Consider the following 17,912-nt stretch of genomic DNA (forward strand, 5'->3'; position numbering starts at 1 on the left):
CTCGCGGTGGAAGCTTATTTCAGCCTGTTTTTCATCGCCTTTCTGGCGGCGACGCTGGTGCCGGCCTATTCCGAAATTATGCTGGCCGGCCTGCTCGCCACTGGCTACGACCCCGCCTTGCTGTGGGTGTTCGCCACCGTCGGCAATACCCTTGGCTCGGTCGTTAATTGGGCGTTGGGGCGTTATCTTTTACACTTCAAGGACCGGCGCTGGTTTCCTTTCAAAGAGAAAAATCTGGGGCCCGCCCAGCGCTGGTTTCAACGTTACGGCGTCTGGTCGCTGCTTATGGCCTGGGCCCCGTTGTTCGGTGATGCGTTAACCTTTATCGCCGGCCTCATGCGGATTCGGCTGCCTATATTCGTTTTCCTTACCTTCGCCGGCAAAGGGGCGCGCTACGCCATTATCGTGGGCCTGTTCGACCAGTTCGGGGCTTACTTCCAGAACACAAACTGGTTCTGAGTCGGGCGTCGCCATAATTCGTCATTTTTCCGCTAGGTTTTCGCCCGATTAAGCGAAGATAATGCCTGACTGGTTTCTCTGTCCTGACGCCTAGATACGCATGCCGCCAAACACTCTGACCGGAATCGCCTCATTCATCCCGCCGTTATATCGCAGTGGCGTGCGCATCATCATCGCCGCTCTATTTCTGTGGTTATTTAATCCCGTTCTGACCTGGATCTGGCGCCAGATGTTAACGCCAGAGAATGAATTCCATGTGATCGCCTGTCTGTTATTAGTCGGCGTAGCGATCCACGCTTACAAGAGAAGAACGCCCTCCGCCCGCGACCTGGCGTTTCAATGGCGCGCTATTCCCTTCGCCCTGTTGACGATGAGTTGTCTGGCGTATCTGCTCAACGAATACGTCACTGGCATCCATATCTTTTCCGCCACACTGATGACAACCGCCTGCTACGGGATGCTGGGGCTTTACGTCTCACCCGCCCTTTGGCGCAGCGCATTGATTCCCTGTGCGCTGTTGATATTCGCACTGCCCTTTGAGGGCTATCTCGATATCTATCTTGGCTTTCCCCTGCGTTTACTGTGCGCCGACCTGGCGGGCGACCTACTCACAGCGCTAGGCGTTCCGCCTCTGTCCAATGAGTCCATCATCCTGATTGAGAACAAGGCGGCGGTGGTGGATCTGGCCTGCAGCGGCCTGAAAGGAATCTGGGCGGGCATGATCTTTTTCCTGCTGCTCACCTGGTTGGAGCGCAAAGCGTTATCCTGGCGTTGGCTGGCTGTCCTGGCGCTGTTTATCAGTACGCTTATTTTCTTCAACGCATTGCGCATTACCGCGCTGGTGTATACGGATCTGGCGCTGAACGCGCCACAGGCTGCGGACCATATCCATACTTCTCTGGGCGCATTGGGGTTTGTACTCTCCTGCGCCCTCGCCTGGCTCGCTCTGACGCTGGCTCCGTCGCGGGGCCCGCAAGCGCACGCGACAAATAGAACTTCGCCTTCTTGCTCTACACCAGCAAGCCCATCGTTCTGGCGTCGCGAAGGGGAATTCGCCATTCTCGGCGTCCTGCTCCTGGCGCTCATCAGTTATACGCCCCACCCCAAGCCAACACTCGCAGGAGAAGCGATAAAGCTGCCTCCGCCGCCGCAATTCAGCGCGCAAGTTGCGTCTTTATCCGATATTGAAGCGGGCTTTTTTAACCGTAACGCCGCCACCGCCCGCAAGTACCTGTTCACATGGCGCGGTATGCAGGGCAGTCTCATCCTGGTGCACAGCCGTTATTGGAAGGCCCAGCACGACCCGCGTAACTGTTATAGATCTCAGGGTGTCGTCATTGATGACGAAAAGACCTGGGTCTTGCCGGACCATAGCGAGATTAAATACCTGCGTCTCGACCAGGGCGCCCGTTCCGCATTTTATTGGTTTCAGTCCGTCGACAGGCAAACAGCGGATTATTCCTCCCGCGTATTTTCCGCCTGGAGCGAACCGGAACAGTCCTGGGTGATGGTCTCCGTCGCCTGGAACAGCATGATTTCTCCCGACCTTGCGGCGCAAGCGACTGCATTGCTGCGCCAACATGTTCAACACATCCTGACCGGAGCTGAGGCGTCCGGCGCTGAACGGAGCGACAATGGAAAATAAGAAGTTACCTGTGTGGCGAGCAGTTTGCTGCTACCTCTTGTTCTGGTTCTGGAACCTGACCTACGCCGTGCTTGCAGGCGTCCTGATCATTCCTCACTTCACAATGCCCGCTATCTCTGGAGCCTTCATCGGACTGCATAGCTGGGTGACGGCGTTGTTCTCGGTCTTGCTGGTGGCGATACCCGCGCTCTGCATCGGTCTGGGTTTCACGCGTTTCAGGAAAAAACCTTTAGCGCTGATCAAGCTCTTCTACGGTGTGGAGATGCCGATCATCTTCATCATGCTGAGCAGTCTGTTCCTGCTACGCGAGCTGAACCCCGGCGTCACCCATCTGATGAGCAACATACTGATCGCCCTGTTCACGTATCTCGTTTGTCTGTGGGGCGGCGTCAACGACCGTTTTCCTCTGTGGCTAAGAGTCTGCCTGGCCATGACCATGCTGTTGACCGGGTTGTATTGCGCCCTGCTGCTCGCGCAGTTTTTTATTCCCGCCACTGCAGGCTTCTTCGGAATACTGGGAGACATCCGCCTGAGAGATGCGCTTTCACCGCTTATCCTGATTGTGATGATATCCAGTTTGACGACGCTCGCCGTCTTTCTTGCGCTCCCCTTCGCTCTGATTTTCCTCTATATCCGCGAGTTTCTGCGTGAGTGGCGCATCGCCAACGCCGGCCTCGGGCGCCCCAGGGCCGGCGCCATCGCAGCGGGGATGCTGGCCTTAAACGCCCTGTTATTCATCGTGTTGAACCAGCAGCCGCAACAGGAGACGTTTGAGCGCATGGCGTTTCTGGATCAGCCATTCAGACCTGGCGAGACGATCCCCAGTATTCCGCGTGAAGAACACGACGCCTTGCGCAAAGGGCTGATCAACGCCTATCTGGCGCCCTATCGTTATCTATCGACTACCGAAAGAAACAGCGCCGTGTATAACGCCTATCTGGGCGCTTTTGACGATGCGGACCATGCTCTGGCGATAGGTTCACAAGCCGTCTTCGACTTTTTGGCGACGCCCTTTCTATACGACGGAGCCTACTTCTCTGAGGACAAAGAACGCGCCGCCCGTTACTACCAGAAATTCTTCGACCAGCCCATCGAAAAAGGCGAACCGGAGGCGATTCTAAACGCCATCAAAGCCACCTTCGACCAAGGCCGCCCCGTTGCGGGCCTGGTTGATGTGCTAAACCGACATGTATTGATCACCAATATGGCGATCACCGTTGAGCCGCAAGACGACAGCGCGCGCATTCGCATCGTGCAAACGCTGGAAAATCAGACTTACGACCAGCATGAAGTCACCTTTCATTTCAGCCTGCCGGAAGAGGCGGCGCTGACGGGGCTATGGCTGAGCGACGACGCCCAGGACCTGGATAAATTTCCTTATGCGGTAGCCCCTCGCGGCGCGGCGCAGCAGGTTTACAACGATGAAGTAAATCAGCGCATCGACCCCTCTTTGCTGGAGCAGGTCGGCCCTCGTCAGTATCGCTTGCGCGCGTTTCCCGTTCCGCCTCGTAGAGCCAATTACAGCCGCTCCATAGGTCTGCGACTGGGTACGGACTATGAGGTCGATCCCATGTATTTGACGTTCGAATACAAAACCACCCTGAACGACCAAGGCGCCTGGCCGTTGCCTCAACTATTGGAAAAACGCAACGCCTATTGGAGCGACCAGACTCAACGTACTCTGAACAATCAGCCCATCCACACGCTTGAAAGCGAATGGACGCCCGCCTCCGCTCCAGCGACGAAAAGCTCGACGCGTACTATTCACGAGGTTACCGTCGCCGGACAGCATGTTCGCGCAGTTCCCCGCACGGGTGCGGATGCGCAATGGGACATACAGAAATCGACAACGCCGTACGCCATTCTTATCGATGGCTCCTACAGCATGGGCGAGCAGGCCGGGAATGTGGCGACAGCCTTGAAACAGCTACAACAGCTCAATGTCGCCCACGAAATTTTTCTATGCCACGAGCGCTGCCAGTCCATTACAGCGCCACCGTCAGCTGACCGGTTTTATGGCGATAGCCTGCCCATGGACCAGTTAGCCGCCTGGCGCAGAAGTGCAAAGCAGGATTATGACGCGGTGATGCTGCTGACTGACGCTGGCAGCTATGAACTGGAATCCGAGTTCACACTCAAAGCCGCACAAATGCCGCCTGTATGGCTGGCGCATCTCGGTGGAACGCTCGCTTACGCCTATCAAGACCAAATGCTGGACTTGCTCAAACAAAGCCAGGGCGGCGTCACGCAGTCGCTACAGGAGGCGATCGCCACGCACCAGTTCAGACAAAGCCGCGCGCAGGACGGCCTGTTCGCTATCACGCCCCACTACCTTTGGTACACGCAAGAGAACACAGACGCCGGGGCGGAGCAAAACAGCATTCATGACAAAGGAGATTTCTTCTCCGCCATCGCCGCACGCCGCTGGCTGGAGTATCTGGCGCAGACTCGCGACACCTCCGACGTCGAGGTGCTGGATAAACTGCACTCTATCGCCAAAGCTGAACATCTGGTGACAGATTACTCTTCCATGATCGTACTGGTGGAGGAGCGCCAGAAAAAAGCGCTGGAGGAAGCGGAGCAAAAAGCGGATCGGTTCGATCGCGAAGTAGAAACCGGACAGGAAACCTTCAGTGCGCCCATGGACATGTTCAGCGCATCTCCCGTCCCCGAGCCTGAAGAGTGGCTGCTGTTGGGATTGGCCGGCCTGATGCTGACGTACGCCGCCCTGCACCGCAGACGCAGGCTCACACTGCAGCCCGCCAGTCTTTAAAATGAAAACGCCCGGCTAATCCCGGGCGTTTTCTTATATTTCGAATCAGTTTTATTTGATCAATACGGCAGCAACATACCGATTCCGAACAACAACGCGATCACGACAATCAGCACCAGCAATGAAATTCCAAACGCCACCCAGTTCGAAATCATGGCGCCGCCGTTCGCCATATGATGTTCCACATCATCGCCCTGGTATTTTTTGGAGATCTGCATCATCGCCACCAGTTGCACAACCGTGAACACCACATTGACGCCGGGAATCTCCGGCACAACAAACGCCAGTCCAAAGACCACCAGCAACGCCAAAAATGAGAAGACCAGCGCATTGCGGGCCATGTCGTCCCGGCCAAGCTGCTTAAAGTTGTATGAAAGAATAATTCCGCCGGCCAGGATAGTGCCGAAAAATGTCGCCAGTCCCACGGCGGGCAACTTATACAGGCGATAGTCGCCCACGGGCTTCTGGCCATTGCGGCCGTCAATGAGGGAGGATTCCGGGGTTTTATATACTTCTTCCATTACCAGCTCCAAAACGCTATGTGTGAAAAGATCTGACGCTGGGAGCAATAGTGGACGCCGCCCATCGCGCGCCAAAGAAATGAAAGCGATGAAAGTAGCGAAAACCCGTCGTGAAGAAGTTAAAAAGCCTCCAATAAAACAGGCCAAGTAAAAAAGCCCGGCCGAAGCCGGGTGCAAGTAAGGGTATGTCAACCCAGGAGTAACCAGACGCCGACAACGATCAACCCGCCGCCGAACAGAAAAGCCTGCACTTGCTGACCGAGGCCGCCCGCCAGGCGTTTCACCAGCACCGCGCCAGCCGCGATCCAGGCCAGATGCGTACATACATTCAAAAGCGCCAGCATGACCGCCAGCCACAGGGCCCGCGCCGTCGCATCCTCACCCTGCGCGCCAAACAGCGAGAACATCAGCACGACCATGATCCAGCCTTTAGCGTTGAGCAGTTGAATGATCAGGCCGTCTTTAAAACCAAGCATTTTGGGAGAGGCCGAATCCCCGGCCAGCGCCGGACGGAAAAAGCAGTACCCCAGATAAAAAAGATAACAGGCGCCGGCGGTGCGCAGAATGGCGTATCCCTGTGGATACTCCTGTAGCGCCGCTCCCAGGCCAAAGCCTACCAGCAGAGATTTGAGGAAAAACACCAGATCAACGCCCGCCAGCAAAGGAAGAGAGCGCTTAACGCCCAACTGGGCGCCGGAAGCGGCGAACACCACATTGGCGGGTCCGGGACTGAATACGAGAGGAAACATGACGGCCAGCCAGGCCGCGATAAAGCTGAACGACATAGATTTACTTCCTGCATTGACTCCAAAGCCGACGCCCACCGTCGCGTGGAGGCGGCCAACAACAGGCGCTAATCTATGACGGAAGGAGAGAAGGGTTCTTGTACGAAATTGCGTTTGGCGAAACTGCCGGGGGTCACGCCATACACTCGCTTGAAATTGCGATGCAGATGACTTTGATCGAAGAAACCGCATTCCAGAGCCGCCGTCAGCGGCTCCATACCGGTCTCCAACATCCGTTTGGCTTCACGGGTTTTCAGCAATATCAGAAATTGATGAGGAGTCAGCGCAAAGCGTTGCTTGAAGGCGCGAATCAACTGAAAGCGGCTCATGCCGGTCAGCCCCGCCAACTCTTCCAGGGCGACGTTGCGACGCCAGTGGTCATGCAGGTAATCGCGAATCCGCAGACAACCTTGCAGATCCTGAACGCGCCTCGCCTCTACTTCGCCGCCATCGCCATGGCGCTGGAAAAGCTGATGCAGCGCCGCGGTCAGCAATGAATCCTGAGCCAGAGAAAAACTCTCCGTCTCCAACGCCTGATGCAGTTCCAGCAACAACGAAAAGACAGCCGGATCATCAATTACCGGACCCCGCAGAAAGGGCGAGAAACCATTGCGATGCTCACGCAGCGTTTCCCGCAGCAGGGCTTCTTCGAAATAGAACATGCGATAGCGCCAGCCGCCATCGCTGGCGGCGAAACCCGTGTGCGGCTCGGAAGGATTGATGGCGACGATCTGACCACGGGGAATCACCACCTTGCCGCCGCGATAATCCAACCCCTCAGCGCCCTGCAGAATCACGCCTACCGCCAGTTGATCATGCCAGTGTTTGCTGAATGAGAACCGGTTGAAGGCGGCGGAAAGCAGCTCCACGCCCTGCATCCGGGGACTCTCCCACAAGCGAGAGTATTCTTTCACTTAGGCGCCTTATTGCGTCGGGATAAGGCGTCGTAAATCACGCCGGCTAACACGCCGCAAGCCAGGGCGCCGGCCAGCGCATAAATGCCGAGCAGCAGATACATCAGGCCTCCCCCCGCCACACTGGCCGCCGCCGAGGCGCACCGCTTCCAGGCGGGAGCGATAAAAGTCGCAGCGACAACCGCACAGGCGCTCACCAATCCGGCGCAGACAAACCTGACCTGTCCCGGCCAGGCGTCCCAGCCTTCCGCCAGGCAATCGCCCCCGCCATACATTTCAGGATCACATCCCCACTCGACGCGCAGGTTGTAGTAGATAAGCGCCAGCAAAGCGCCATAGAGAACGCCGGCCACCCAGGCCAACGGAGTGCAGAGAATACGGACAATAGCAGTAGCGTTCACATCACATCCTTTTCAGGCAGGTCCTTTCGACGCTTAACGCTTGCAAGGTTAAGTCTGCTAAAGATGTAAATCTCCGGCGGCAAAGTCAATACGCGCCCGCCACGTCGGTCGTCATTCACTGAGGGCGGGATGATCGCGCGCCGCGAACTCTACACCTCGTCCAGCTTTTCTGCATGCGGGATTTTTCCTCTGGGGCCGCCTTTCCGCCGACTCTAAGAAGATGAAAATCCGGGAAATTTGGCGCAGAATGCTGCGCAGTAACCTTGGCGCAGGAGTTCGCGCCGCCGCATCTCACGGAACACTGCAAGAGGCTCATTGTGCAACTGAATAAAATTCCCGCCACTGTCGTCACCGGATTTCTTGGCAGCGGTAAGACCACCCTGCTGTCCAATCTTTTGAAACAAGCCAACGGCAAACGCATCGCTGTGATCGTCAACGAGTTCGGCGAGTTGGATATCGACGCCGATCTGCTGCGCAACTGCCCCCTGGACTGCGAGGACAACGCCGCCACGCAAACGGATTCCGGCATTTACGAACTCGCCAACGGCTGTATTTGTTGCACGGTGGAAGAAGAATTTCTGCCCGTGATGCAGAAGCTGGTGGAGCGCCGCGATCAGATTGACCATATCCTGATTGAAACTTCCGGTCTGGCGCTGCCCAAGCCGCTGGTGCAGGCGTTCAACTGGCCGGACATCAAACAGTTCTGCACCGTGGACGCGGTCATTACCGTAGTGGACGGTCCCGCTGTGGCGGCAGGCCGCTTTGCGCATGATCCGGAACGGGTGGAGCAACAGCGTCTCGCGGACGACAGTCTGGATCACAACCCTAGCCTGCGGGAACTGCTGGACGACCAGCTCAGTTCGGCGGATCTGGTGGTTATCAGTAAAAGCGACTGCCTGGACGAAGACGCCCGCGCGCAGGCGCTGCAGCAAGTGCAGGCGAAGCTGCCTGAGCGGGTGAAAACCCTGTTCGTCGCCAATGGCGAGGTGGATTCGCAAGTGCTGATCGGCCTGGAAGCTGCGACGGAAGAGCGCATCGAAGCCATCCACACTCATCATGATCATCACCATGACCACGGTCATCACCACCGCCACGCCCACGACGATTTCGACTCCTGCGTCATTACGCTGGGCCCCGTGGACAGCGACAAGCTCCTGGCGATTACCCGCGACCTCATCAGCGCCAATACCATCTACCGGGTCAAAGGCTTCGTCGCCAACGGCGATAAGCCCATGCGCCAGGTAGTGCAGGCGGTGGGCGACCGCATCGCCCATTATTTCGACCGCCTGTGGGGCGCTGACGAAGACCGCAAAACCCGTCTGGTGTTCATCGGCCAGGGCATCGACGCCTCCGCACTGCGCGACGCCCTAAGCGCAGCGGAAGTCTGAGTCCATGCATCTGCTGGCGGCGCAACCGGGCGGTTTCAACGACGGCGAAGGCATCGTCGACCTGCAACAAACGCCAGCGGATCTGGTAGTCCTCACTGCGGCGGACGGCGCGCTTGGCCTGCTCGCCCGGGTGGCGGAGACGCTGCCGGATGATTACCCAAGCCTGCGGCTCGCCAACTGGATGCACCTGAGCAAACCAGCGGCGTTCGACCTCTATCGGGACCAGGTGCTGGACCACGCCAAAGTCGTGGCGCTGTCGCTGCTTGGCGGCGCGTCTTATTGGCCCTATGGACTGGAGCAATTGCAGGACTGGGCGCGGCGTCCCGGACGCACATTGATTGTGGTTCCAGGCGATGATAGCGAGGATGAAGCGTTGCTCAACAGCGGCACGGTCGGTGCGGCCTGCGCCCGGCGCGTCTGGCGCTACCTTCGTGAAGGCGGACGCGGCAACAGCGAACAGCTTTTCCGCTATATCGCAGCGGAATGTTTCGGCCAGGACTTTTCCTGGCTGGAGCCCAAAGTCATTCCGCGCGCCTTGATCTATCATCCCAATATCTCCGACGCCACTCTCGAAGATTGGCGCAAGGACTGGCGTCCAGACCAGCCCACCGCGCTGCTGCTGTTCTATCGCAGCCACCTGCAGGAAGCCAATACCGCCATGTTCGACGGGCTGATTCGCGTGCTGCAGGAACAGGGCTTGAACCCGCTGCCGCTGGCGGTAGCCTCCCTGAAGGAGGCCGCCTGTCTGGAAACCGTGGACCTGCTGTGCCAGCGCAGCGCGGCCACAGTGATTCTCAACACCACCGCCTTCGCGCTGCAAAACACCGCCAACGCCTCTCTCTCATCAACGCCCACTGACTATACCCATCCACTGAGCGTCGACGTCCCTATTTTGCAGGTGATTCTGGCTTCCAGCAGTGAAGCGGACTGGCGCGAGCAAAGCGGCGGACTGCGTTCCCGGGATATCGCCATGCATATCGCCCTGCCGGAACTGGACGGCCGGGTCATCACCCGCGCAGTGGGATTCAAAGACTCCGATCACTACAGCAAACGCTGTCAGCTAAATGTGGTTCGCTACGCGTTACAGGAAGAACGCGCCCGTTTCGTCGCCGAACTGGCGCGGCGCTGGAGCCGCCTGAGCGCCAAACCCAACGCCCATAAACGTATCGCGCTGGTGCTGGCTAACTACCCGACCCGGGACGGTCGCATTGGCAACGGCGTCGGTCTGGATACGCCGCGCTCCACGTTAAACCTTTTGCGGAGCCTGCAGGCGGCGGGATACCCGGTGTCGGATATTCCCGAAAACTCCGCTGCGCTGATCGAACTGTTGCAGTCATCCATCACCAATAATCCAGATACCCTTGAGCTGCTGCCCTGCCATCAAAGCATGGCCCTGGCGGATTACGAAGCCTGCTTCAATCGCCTGCCGGAGCGCTGTCGACAGGCTGTACTGAAGCGCTGGGGCGCGCCACAGCAAGATCCCAAATGTCGCGCCGGCAGGTTGATGCTGTCCGGCGTCCGCCTGGGGGAAACCTTCGTCGGCATTCAACCTGCGCGGGGCTATAACATGGATCTCGCCGCTAATTACCATGATCCCGACCTGATCCCGCCTCACAGCTATCTGGCCTTCTACTTCTGGCTGCGCCACGCCTATGAAGTCGACGCCATCGTACATGTGGGCAAACACGGCAATCTGGAATGGCTGCCGGGCAAGGGCGTGGCTCTGTCAGAGCAGTGCTGGCCGGACATCGCCCTTGGCCCCATGCCGCACATCTACCCTTTTATCGTCAATGATCCCGGTGAAGGCGCACAGGCCAAACGCCGCGCCCAGGCGGTGATCATCGACCATCTGATGCCGCCCATGACCCGGGCGGAAGTCTATGGCGAACTGGCGGAGCTGGAGCGTATGGTGGACGAGTATTATCAGGCCATGGGCCTGGATGCGCGTCGAGAGAATCACCTGCGCCGTGAAATTCTGCAGAAAGCCCGCAGCGCCAATGTACTGACGGAGCTGTCGCGAACTGGCGCGGAACCGGACGACGACGCAGTACTGCAGGAACTGGACACCTACCTCTGCGACATCAAAGAGGCGCAGATCCGCGATGGTCTGCACTGCCTGGGGGAACTGCCGGAGCCCGCGCAAATGCGCGACACTCTGACGGCGCTGGTGCGACTGCCTCGTGGGGAACAGCCTGATGATCGCGGCCTGATGCATGCGCTGGCGGCGGATATGCAGATGTCCGTCAACGGCGATGACCCATTCGATCCCCTGCAACCGCAAGCCCGCCTCTGGCTGGGCGCACGGCCGCAGCCTTTGGTTGCGCTGCTGGAGTCAGTCTGGCGGACGGAGCAGCATACCCGGGAGCGTCTGGAGCTTTATGCGCAACAACTGGTTGCGCAATACGTTCTGAGCGATGCGCCATTAACCGAGCTGCGCGACAGCCTGCCCGGCGCCTGCGCCCTGCTCGCCTATCTGCAAACCGTTCTGAAGCCCGCGTTACAACGTAGCGCCGACAACGAAATTCAACACAGTCTGCGTGCGCTGGCGGGACGCTTCGTGCCACCCGGGCCCAGCGGCGCGCCCACCCGCGGACGTCTGGATACGCTCCCTACCGGGCGTAATTTCTATGCCGTGGACAGCCGCGCCATACCCTCTAAAACCGCCTGGGAGCTGGGTCAGGCGTCGGCGGAGCAAGTGGTGCTGCGTCACCTGCAGGATCACGGCGATTATCCCAGGCAAATCGGGCTGTCGGTCTGGGGCACCGCCACCATGCGCACCGGGGGCGACGATATCGCGCAGGCCTTCGCCCTGATGGGCGTCAAACCGGTGTGGGCGCCTGGCTCTCATCGTGTGGTGGATTTCGAAATCATCCCCGCATTCTATCTGAACCGCCCCCGCGTGGACGTGACGCTACGAGTGTCCGGTTTCTTTCGCGACGCTTTCCCCAATGTCATCAAACTGTTCGACGCCGCCGTGCAAAAGCTGGCGGAGCTGGAGGAGCCCGGCGACAGCAATCTCATTCAGCGCCATATCCGGGAACGGGAGGCGCAACTGACCGCCGCCGGCGCGTCAGCGCAAGAAGCCAGACGACAGGCCGGGTTCCGCGTATTTGGCAGCAAACCCGGCGCCTACGGAGCCGGACTTCAGGGCCTGATCGACGAGCGCTGCTGGGAAACGCCAGACGACCTCGCCCGGGCCTATGTGCAATGGGGCGGCTACGCTTACGGTCAAAATGAAGCCGGAGAAGAAGCCTTCGGCGCGTTCAGCCATCGCCTCGGCCAGTTGGAAGTGGTGATGCAGAATCAGGATAACCGCGAGCACGATATTCTCGACTCTGATGACTATTACCAGTTTCAGGGCGGCATGACCAACGCGGTCAACGTACTGCGCGGGGACGCGCCCAGCATCTATCTTAACGATCACAGCAACCCTGCTGCGCCCAAAGTACGCACGCTGAAGGAAGAACTCAACCGGGTGATCCGCTCACGGGTGACCAACCCCAAATGGATCGCCGCCATGCAGCGACACTCTTACAAAGGCGCTTTCGAAATGGCCGCCAGCGTGGATTATCTGTTCGCCTATGACGCCACCACGGGATTGGTGGACGATTACCAATACGCCAATGTCACCGACGCCCTCGCCCTCAACGCCGACAACCAGGCTTTCATGCTCGAGCACAACTCCAAGGCGCTGCAGGAAATGGCTGAGCGTCTGCTGGAAGCCATGCAGCGTGGATTATGGAAGGAGCCGGGAGATTATCGGGAGCGGATTGAATCGTTGTTGCTGGAACTGGATGAAAGGGCGGAAGAAAGCTTCTAAGGTCCGCCCGCTATTGAGTGGGATCTAGTCGACTTTCTTTTCCAGTACGATCAGGTGGTCTTTTCTGTCGATCAAAGAGAAGCCATGGCGTCTGTACAGGTTTTTGGAGGGATTGCAGACGAAGGTTCTCAAGCGCAGCGTGGGAAGCTCACGCACCCAGGCGGCGGTGTAGGCTCTCTGCAGGGCCTGACTGCCAACGCCGAGATTACGGTAGGCGGGCAACACATGCAGGTCGCGGACGATGCAGGCCTCTTCATCAAACGCCAGACGCAACACACCGACTTTTTCGTCGCGATAGAAAATGTCGTAGTTTTCGTGCTCACCCCAATATTTCGAAACCCGCTCCGGCGTCCACTCCATTTCATATTTATTGAAATACTCCGCCATGCTCTCGCTGATGACGCGAGTGGCGAAGGAGCTGTCATCGGTTTCTCGGAGGTATACGTCCGTGTTCGCGTTCATATGGACAAAATACTAGTGTTGTTGCGGTTATTGGGCCGCCGATAATAGCTTTTCTGTCCTTACAACGCCACCTTCCGCGGCTGAGAGCCTTGAAAATTAAAGGGGAAGGCCGCTTTTTCTCAGCTTTACGGCCTAAAACCAACCACCCCAAATAGACCCTTAGACCTAATACTTGAACACCGTTTATACAACCTGGATTGTAGAACCTATCTTGCTCCCCACTCTACGGTCGGAGATTCGCAGGCTTCTTGCTCCTCTTTTCGCAACCGGTCCCGTTTGTGATAGCGTCCCACCACCCAGCTCAACACCACAAAGCCCAGCAGCGACCATAACAGCTCCCAGCCGTTAAACACCCAGGCGCCGACCAGCGCCACCAGACAGTCCGCCGCAAACAGCGTCTGTCCGGCCTGCAGGTCGTAACGGTGCTCCGCCCAGACCGCAACGATATTCACCCCGCCGAGGGAAGCGCCATGACGCATGATCCAGGTCAGTCCTGCGCCAATGAGTCCGCCTGCGATCAGCGCAGCCAGCCATTGCGGCGTCGCTTGCAAAGCGATCAAGGCCATCAGGGAGTCGCTTAACAGGCTGACAAAAGCGATCGCCGCCAGAGACTTAAAGGTGAAAGCGCGCCCCAAGGTTAACCACGAAAGCACAAAGAAAGGGCAATTCAGCAGGAAGAACAAGCCGCCAAAGCTCAGTGGAATCCAGTGCGCCATGATCAACGCCCAGCCAGCGACGCCGCTGACCAGCAAGTGCGAACTGTTGAGAAACACCAACCCAAGGGCTACGAGGGCGCAGCCCTCAACGATGGCAAGACCTTTACGCCACTGCACGGACATCTACTGCTCCTGTATGTATGTGAGGATCGCTCAATACGACAATGCGCCGATGCCGGGATCGCCGGCGCTGACGCAGGTTGAGACAAAGTAGGCTTACAGCAATAACCGGACCAGCGCCGATAACCGCATCAGCGTTGCAGGTTTTAATCGCATATAAAGTGATCAGCCCTGTGTTTTAAGGGCTATAATTTATGAATGCGGCGAACATGTAGAATCCTTCTTTTTGTTCGCCTGCGCCTGCTCTGTCAGGCGTCGCTTCTGCGTTGAAAAATTGCTCCCTTGGCGCCATTCCCGCCGTAGGGTTGGCCTATCAGATGGAAACCATCGTCGACGACGAGCTGCTGAGTTCAGCGGAGCTCTATCTGGAGGCGGGCGATCATCGGGATCTGATTCACATGAATCATCAGCAATTCGAAACACTGGTGCGGAATTGCAAACATGGCGATTTCAGTGCGCCAACTGGCAGTCCCTCCGCGTTTTACATGTTCGGACGGTGGTGAACGCCGTCGGGCGCTCAATCCTGCAACCAGATCAAATGGTGCGAGCGCCCGTCCGTTTCGTAGGCCAGAACGACAAAGTCCCCTTCCCTGGTAAGCTTCACGGGCGTTTCCCGCTGCGTCAGCATCGCAGGCCCAACGCCGCCTTCCATATTCAGCATCCAGTTGGCGCCGTCGAAGTACAGCAACCCGCTGCCGGTGTAGATGTCGCGCAAGCCTTTGTCGTCATAGGCGTTGAGTTCAACGAATATCTGGTATTGGTCGGACTTGAGCGCATAAAGGTCCATACCGCCTACAAGGTGCATTTGCTTGTTATCAAGGGAATAGCTCATCAACTCATAGCTGCCCGCCGTCAACAACGATGCTTTCGCCTGAATGGAAACCTGAGGCTGACTTTCCGATTGCGCCACATCGGCGATCTGAGTGGACGAGGCGGACATGTTTTCAATCCCCGCCGCCGGCGCAGGCAATTGACTGAAACCATACTGACCGTTATGGGTCAGCCGTGGCGCCAGCGCGATCCCCACGCCCGCCACCAGTAAAACCAGAGTGGGAACATTAAAGCTCGCGTAAACGCCCGTTTGCCGGGCTTCTGAGCCATGATTGGCGAGCTTGCCGCCGAAGAACAGCAAAACGCCGCTTAACACCAGCACCACACTGGCGATAGTAATAACCGCATTGAGAGTATCCATAATCCTCAGCCTGTGTATTGTTATTGTTGCATCGGCGCCGTACTGGAACTCAGTGTCGTCAGTCAGGGCGTCGTGCAATTCGCTACTGATAGAGACTCTTGATGACTTATAAATTAGTCCTTTTTGTGACACAGTTCAAAAAATAATCACATGAGCGCAGAATAACGCCACAAAATCGCGGGGAATCGTTACGACAGGGTTACAAAGAGGCGCTGATCGCAGAGACCTGATCAATCAATGCAATCTGAAATAAAGGCAGTTTACGCCCGGGAAAACGGGTGGAGTCGGAATAACCAATCAAGATGGCGCCGAAGGTCTCGTAGAAGCCAGCGGCGTTAGGGTCGCCCTGAATCATCATCAGATGATAGCCATATTGGTAGGCCCACAGTATGGCATGCTCGAACAGAGCGCGACCGACGCCCTGGCGCATATAGTCCGGGCGTACGTACAGCGCATCCATCTCCGTACAAACTGGAGATAACGCACGTAACGAATAGAAGCCGGCGATTTCACCACTGCGGGCTACCGCCGTATATACCGTGTGCCGGGACATGTAGTCCTCGGAGTAGGTTAACTCTCTCCGACAGGCGTCCATAAATTCCTGGGAGTAACCCCAGACCGCCTTACTTTCCATGGCGATCTCACTCAATACAACACACTCTTCCGAGGAAGCTCGCCTTATCTTCATTGCCGATACTTCACACCAAACCTTGGCGAATCGTTAGCAAAACAAGCCCCAAGCCGGCCCGCCCGCAGGAAGACGAAGCGGAACGGACCGGCGCAGGCAACTCGTTAATAATTCGGAATATTTTTGAAGGGGCCCTATATTGACACATCCAGCCCCCGAATGTCTTAACAATATTTACGCTTATTTCTCAATCCAACTGTCGCAGTGGCGAATCCCGCCAACCCCATCAGCGCCAAAGTGGAAGGTTGCGGCACAAAGGACACCGGTCCATTGCGATCTATCACCCACAGATTGCCGCCCAGATGAGAGAACAACCAACGCACAGAGGCGACATCCGACAACAGCAATGTAAACCAGTAAGGCTTGATGACCGGCTCTGCGCCGGTGAAGCGCGACGCCTGCGCTTCAACCTCAGACATTTCCTGCACATAGGATTCCAGCCAGCCGCCCTGATCGTCAGCAGACTCCGCCTGACGGCGCTCGTGGGACGCCCCCCGCCGCTGGGCTGAATTTTCTCCTTCATGGATCTGAAACGGAGTCCAGGTCGCCCCTCCGGCTTCCCCTATTACGGCCGCCTGCGCCGCCCCAGCCAACAACCAAGCGCCCAGAAAACCAAAAAATGTCACCTTTCGCATTACAAGCCTCCCCTTTTATTCTGCGGCGCTACAACGTATCAACGAAAACTGAGAAGGTCTTTTCAAGTTTCATACCAGAAAATCTGAATAAGACGAATGGTTTTCAAAAGAAAACAGGCAGCTCTAATTTTTTCTTTATAAACAACAAACTAGAAACAAAACCAAAGAACTGGATAGCGTTCTCCGATCGTTTTCTGCCGGAAAAAAACAGAATGGTCCTAGGCGTGACTTACAAAATCGTTGCAATAAAGTAACTGGACTTTGCGGAGGGGCGCTGAAAACAACGAAAACGCCCGGCTTAGCCGGGCGTGAAGCGGTTGCAATACGGAAACGGGAAAGAGCCCAAAAGTGTCAGAATCCCTCCAGCACGATTTTGCCGATGGCGGCGTCGCTCTCAATCAGGCTGTGGGCGCGCTTCAGATTTTCTGCGTTGATCTTACCCAGATTCTGTTTCAGCGTGGTGCGCACAGCGCCTTCCTCAACCAGCTCCGCCACACGATTCAACAAGCGGTGCTGCTCAATCATATCCGCTGTTTCATATAAGGAGCGGGTGAACATCATCTCCCAATGCAAAGACAGACTCTTGCGCTTCAAGGGCATGATGTCGATCGGCGTGGAGGGATCGTCGATCATGGCCAGACGCCCCTGCGGCTCCAACGCCTGGACGATGCTGTCGTAATGCTTTTCCGTGTGAGTAAGACTCGCTACATGAGTGACGCTGTCTATGCCGATGCGCTGTAACTCTTCATACAAAGGAAGACGATGGTCGATGACATGGTGCGCGCCCATGGCCAGCGCCCAATCACGGGTTTCCTGACGCGACGCCGTGCCAATGATCACCGCGTCGGTCAGTTTGCGCGCCAGCTGCAGCATGATAGAGCCCACGCCGCCAGCCGCGCCGACGACTAACAAACGGGCGGGATTGCCGTTTTCACTGTTTGCGCCCTTATGGCTGATCTGCAAACGATCAAACAGCATTTCCCAGGCAGTGATAGCGGTTAACGGTAGCGCAGCCGCTTCCGCAAAGCCGAGATTGGACGGCTTGCGCCCGACAATGCGTTCATCCACCAGATGCAGTTCGCTGTTTGTACCGGGGCGGGCGATAGAGCCTGCGTAATACACTTCGTCGCCGGGCTTGAACAGGCTGACCTGATCCCCAACCGCTTTCACCACGCCCGCAGCGTCCCAGCCAATCACTTTATGGGCCTCTCCTTCCGCAGACATGCTGCTGCGCACTTTCACGTCCACAGGGTTGACCGCCACCGCCTTGATCTCCACCAACAGGTCGCGTCCCTTGGGGTGCGGATCAGGCAGCATGATGTCTAATAGTGATTCTGGATGATCGATGGATTGCGCTTGCAGATAACCAATAGCTTTCATGTTCGTGTTCCTG

The 17,912-nt window shown here is 57.3% G+C and carries 16 protein-coding genes; 6 read left to right on the plus strand and 10 right to left on the minus strand.

Annotated elements, in window-relative coordinates:
• The first annotated feature begins 6 nt into the window (after positions 1-6).
• The 3 genes from AC2IBB_RS32350 (at position 7) to AC2IBB_RS32360 (ending at position 4,877) form a co-directional block, all read left to right on the plus strand.
• Entirely contained in the window at positions 7-459 is a 453-nt protein-coding gene (locus AC2IBB_RS32350) for a YqaA family protein (RefSeq protein WP_305902608.1), read from the plus strand.
• Positions 460-559: 100 nt separating this feature from the next.
• Complete coding sequence (xrtO, locus tag AC2IBB_RS32355) at positions 560-2,104, plus strand: exosortase O (RefSeq protein ID WP_486330733.1); 1,545 nt, start codon at positions 560-562, stop codon at positions 2,102-2,104.
• Positions 2,094-4,877, plus strand: a complete 2,784-nt coding sequence (locus AC2IBB_RS32360; RefSeq protein ID WP_486330734.1) for a TIGR02921 family PEP-CTERM protein — start codon at positions 2,094-2,096, stop codon at positions 4,875-4,877. The genes xrtO and AC2IBB_RS32360 overlap by 11 nt, the downstream gene beginning before the upstream one ends.
• A 59-nt stretch (positions 4,878-4,936) precedes the next feature.
• Here AC2IBB_RS32360 and AC2IBB_RS32365 read toward each other — a convergent pair whose 3' ends face one another.
• The 4 genes from AC2IBB_RS32365 to AC2IBB_RS32380 form a co-directional block, all read right to left on the minus strand.
• Positions 4,937-5,398: a hypothetical protein gene (locus tag AC2IBB_RS32365; RefSeq protein ID WP_486330735.1), complete on the minus strand. Its 462-nt coding sequence runs from the start codon at positions 5,396-5,398 to the stop codon at positions 4,937-4,939.
• Between the two features lie 188 nt (positions 5,399-5,586).
• A complete protein-coding gene (locus AC2IBB_RS32370) occupies positions 5,587-6,183 on the minus strand; it encodes a LysE family translocator (RefSeq protein ID WP_486330736.1) in 597 nt (198 codons plus the stop codon).
• A gap of 68 nt (positions 6,184-6,251) precedes the next feature.
• Positions 6,252-7,097 carry an AraC family transcriptional regulator gene (locus tag AC2IBB_RS32375; protein WP_486330737.1) on the minus strand — a complete coding sequence of 282 codons (846 nt, stop codon included), beginning with the start codon at positions 7,095-7,097 and terminating at the stop codon, positions 6,252-6,254.
• Positions 7,094-7,498, minus strand: coding sequence for a hypothetical protein (locus AC2IBB_RS32380; RefSeq protein WP_486330738.1), 405 nt, complete (start codon positions 7,496-7,498; stop codon positions 7,094-7,096). The genes AC2IBB_RS32375 and AC2IBB_RS32380 overlap by 4 nt, the downstream gene beginning before the upstream one ends.
• A gap of 317 nt (positions 7,499-7,815) precedes the next feature.
• On the opposite strand from AC2IBB_RS32380, the gene cobW reads away from it, so the two are divergent.
• On the plus strand, positions 7,816-8,886 hold the full coding sequence (cobW, locus tag AC2IBB_RS32385) for a cobalamin biosynthesis protein CobW (protein ID WP_486330739.1): 1,071 nt from the start codon (positions 7,816-7,818) through the stop codon (positions 8,884-8,886).
• Positions 8,887-8,890: 4 nt separating this feature from the next.
• The gene (gene cobN, locus AC2IBB_RS32390) at positions 8,891-12,706 is read left to right on the plus strand and encodes a cobaltochelatase subunit CobN (protein WP_486330740.1); all 3,816 of its coding nucleotides are present in this window, start codon (positions 8,891-8,893) and stop codon (positions 12,704-12,706) included.
• A gap of 24 nt (positions 12,707-12,730) precedes the next feature.
• On the opposite strand, the gene AC2IBB_RS32395 is transcribed toward cobN, so the two are convergent.
• Both AC2IBB_RS32395 and AC2IBB_RS32400 read right to left on the minus strand, forming a co-directional pair.
• A complete protein-coding gene (locus tag AC2IBB_RS32395; RefSeq protein ID WP_486330741.1) occupies positions 12,731-13,168 on the minus strand; it encodes a GNAT family N-acetyltransferase in 438 nt (145 codons plus the stop codon).
• A gap of 206 nt (positions 13,169-13,374) precedes the next feature.
• Positions 13,375-14,007 (minus strand): YitT family protein, encoded by a 633-nt coding sequence (locus tag AC2IBB_RS32400; protein ID WP_486330742.1) that lies wholly within the window; start codon positions 14,005-14,007, stop codon positions 13,375-13,377.
• A 263-nt stretch (positions 14,008-14,270) separates the two neighbouring features.
• Here AC2IBB_RS32400 and AC2IBB_RS32405 point away from each other — a divergent pair, with 263 nt between their 5' ends.
• Positions 14,271-14,507, plus strand: a complete 237-nt coding sequence (locus AC2IBB_RS32405; protein ID WP_486330743.1) for a YbaK/EbsC family protein — start codon at positions 14,271-14,273, stop codon at positions 14,505-14,507.
• A gap of 14 nt (positions 14,508-14,521) precedes the next feature.
• Here the strand turns inward: AC2IBB_RS32405 and AC2IBB_RS32410 are convergent, their stop codons facing one another.
• The 4 genes from AC2IBB_RS32410 to AC2IBB_RS32425 all read right to left on the minus strand — a co-directional run bounded on the left by AC2IBB_RS32410 (position 14,522) and on the right by AC2IBB_RS32425 (position 17,899).
• Complete coding sequence (locus AC2IBB_RS32410) at positions 14,522-15,196, minus strand: hypothetical protein (protein ID WP_486330744.1); 675 nt, start codon at positions 15,194-15,196, stop codon at positions 14,522-14,524.
• A gap of 199 nt (positions 15,197-15,395) precedes the next feature.
• Positions 15,396-15,884, minus strand: coding sequence for a GNAT family N-acetyltransferase (locus AC2IBB_RS32415; protein WP_486330745.1), 489 nt, complete (start codon positions 15,882-15,884; stop codon positions 15,396-15,398).
• A 164-nt stretch (positions 15,885-16,048) separates the two neighbouring features.
• Positions 16,049-16,519, minus strand: a complete 471-nt coding sequence (locus AC2IBB_RS32420) for a PEP-CTERM sorting domain-containing protein (protein ID WP_486330746.1) — start codon at positions 16,517-16,519, stop codon at positions 16,049-16,051.
• A gap of 351 nt (positions 16,520-16,870) precedes the next feature.
• Positions 16,871-17,899: a zinc-binding alcohol dehydrogenase family protein gene (locus AC2IBB_RS32425; protein ID WP_486330747.1), complete on the minus strand. Its 1,029-nt coding sequence runs from the start codon at positions 17,897-17,899 to the stop codon at positions 16,871-16,873.
• Between the last annotated feature and the right edge of the window lie 13 nt (positions 17,900-17,912).

It is taken from the genome of Hahella sp. NS-SX17, assembly GCF_057367735.1.

Bases quoted from the DNA above. Each gene is read 5' to 3' on its own strand.
- xrtO (WP_486330733.1), top strand. From the start codon at position 560: ATGCCGCCAAACACTCTGACCGGAATCGCCTCATTCATCCCGCCGTTA.
- AC2IBB_RS32360 (WP_486330734.1), top strand. From the start codon at position 2,094: ATGGAAAATAAGAAGTTACCTGTGTGGCGAGCAGTTTGCTGCTACCTC.
- AC2IBB_RS32365 (WP_486330735.1), bottom strand. From the start codon at position 5,398: ATGGAAGAAGTATATAAAACCCCGGAATCCTCCCTCATTGACGGCCGC.
- AC2IBB_RS32370 (WP_486330736.1), bottom strand. From the start codon at position 6,183: ATGTCGTTCAGCTTTATCGCGGCCTGGCTGGCCGTCATGTTTCCTCTC.
- cobN (WP_486330740.1), top strand. From the start codon at position 8,891: ATGCATCTGCTGGCGGCGCAACCGGGCGGTTTCAACGACGGCGAAGGC.
- AC2IBB_RS32395 (WP_486330741.1), bottom strand. From the start codon at position 13,168: ATGAACGCGAACACGGACGTATACCTCCGAGAAACCGATGACAGCTCC.
- AC2IBB_RS32400 (WP_486330742.1), bottom strand. From the start codon at position 14,007: ATGTCCGTGCAGTGGCGTAAAGGTCTTGCCATCGTTGAGGGCTGCGCC.
- AC2IBB_RS32410 (WP_486330744.1), bottom strand. From the start codon at position 15,196: ATGGATACTCTCAATGCGGTTATTACTATCGCCAGTGTGGTGCTGGTG.
- AC2IBB_RS32415 (WP_486330745.1), bottom strand. From the start codon at position 15,884: ATGAAGATAAGGCGAGCTTCCTCGGAAGAGTGTGTTGTATTGAGTGAG.
- AC2IBB_RS32420 (WP_486330746.1), bottom strand. From the start codon at position 16,519: ATGCGAAAGGTGACATTTTTTGGTTTTCTGGGCGCTTGGTTGTTGGCT.
- AC2IBB_RS32425 (WP_486330747.1), bottom strand. From the start codon at position 17,899: ATGAAAGCTATTGGTTATCTGCAAGCGCAATCCATCGATCATCCAGAA.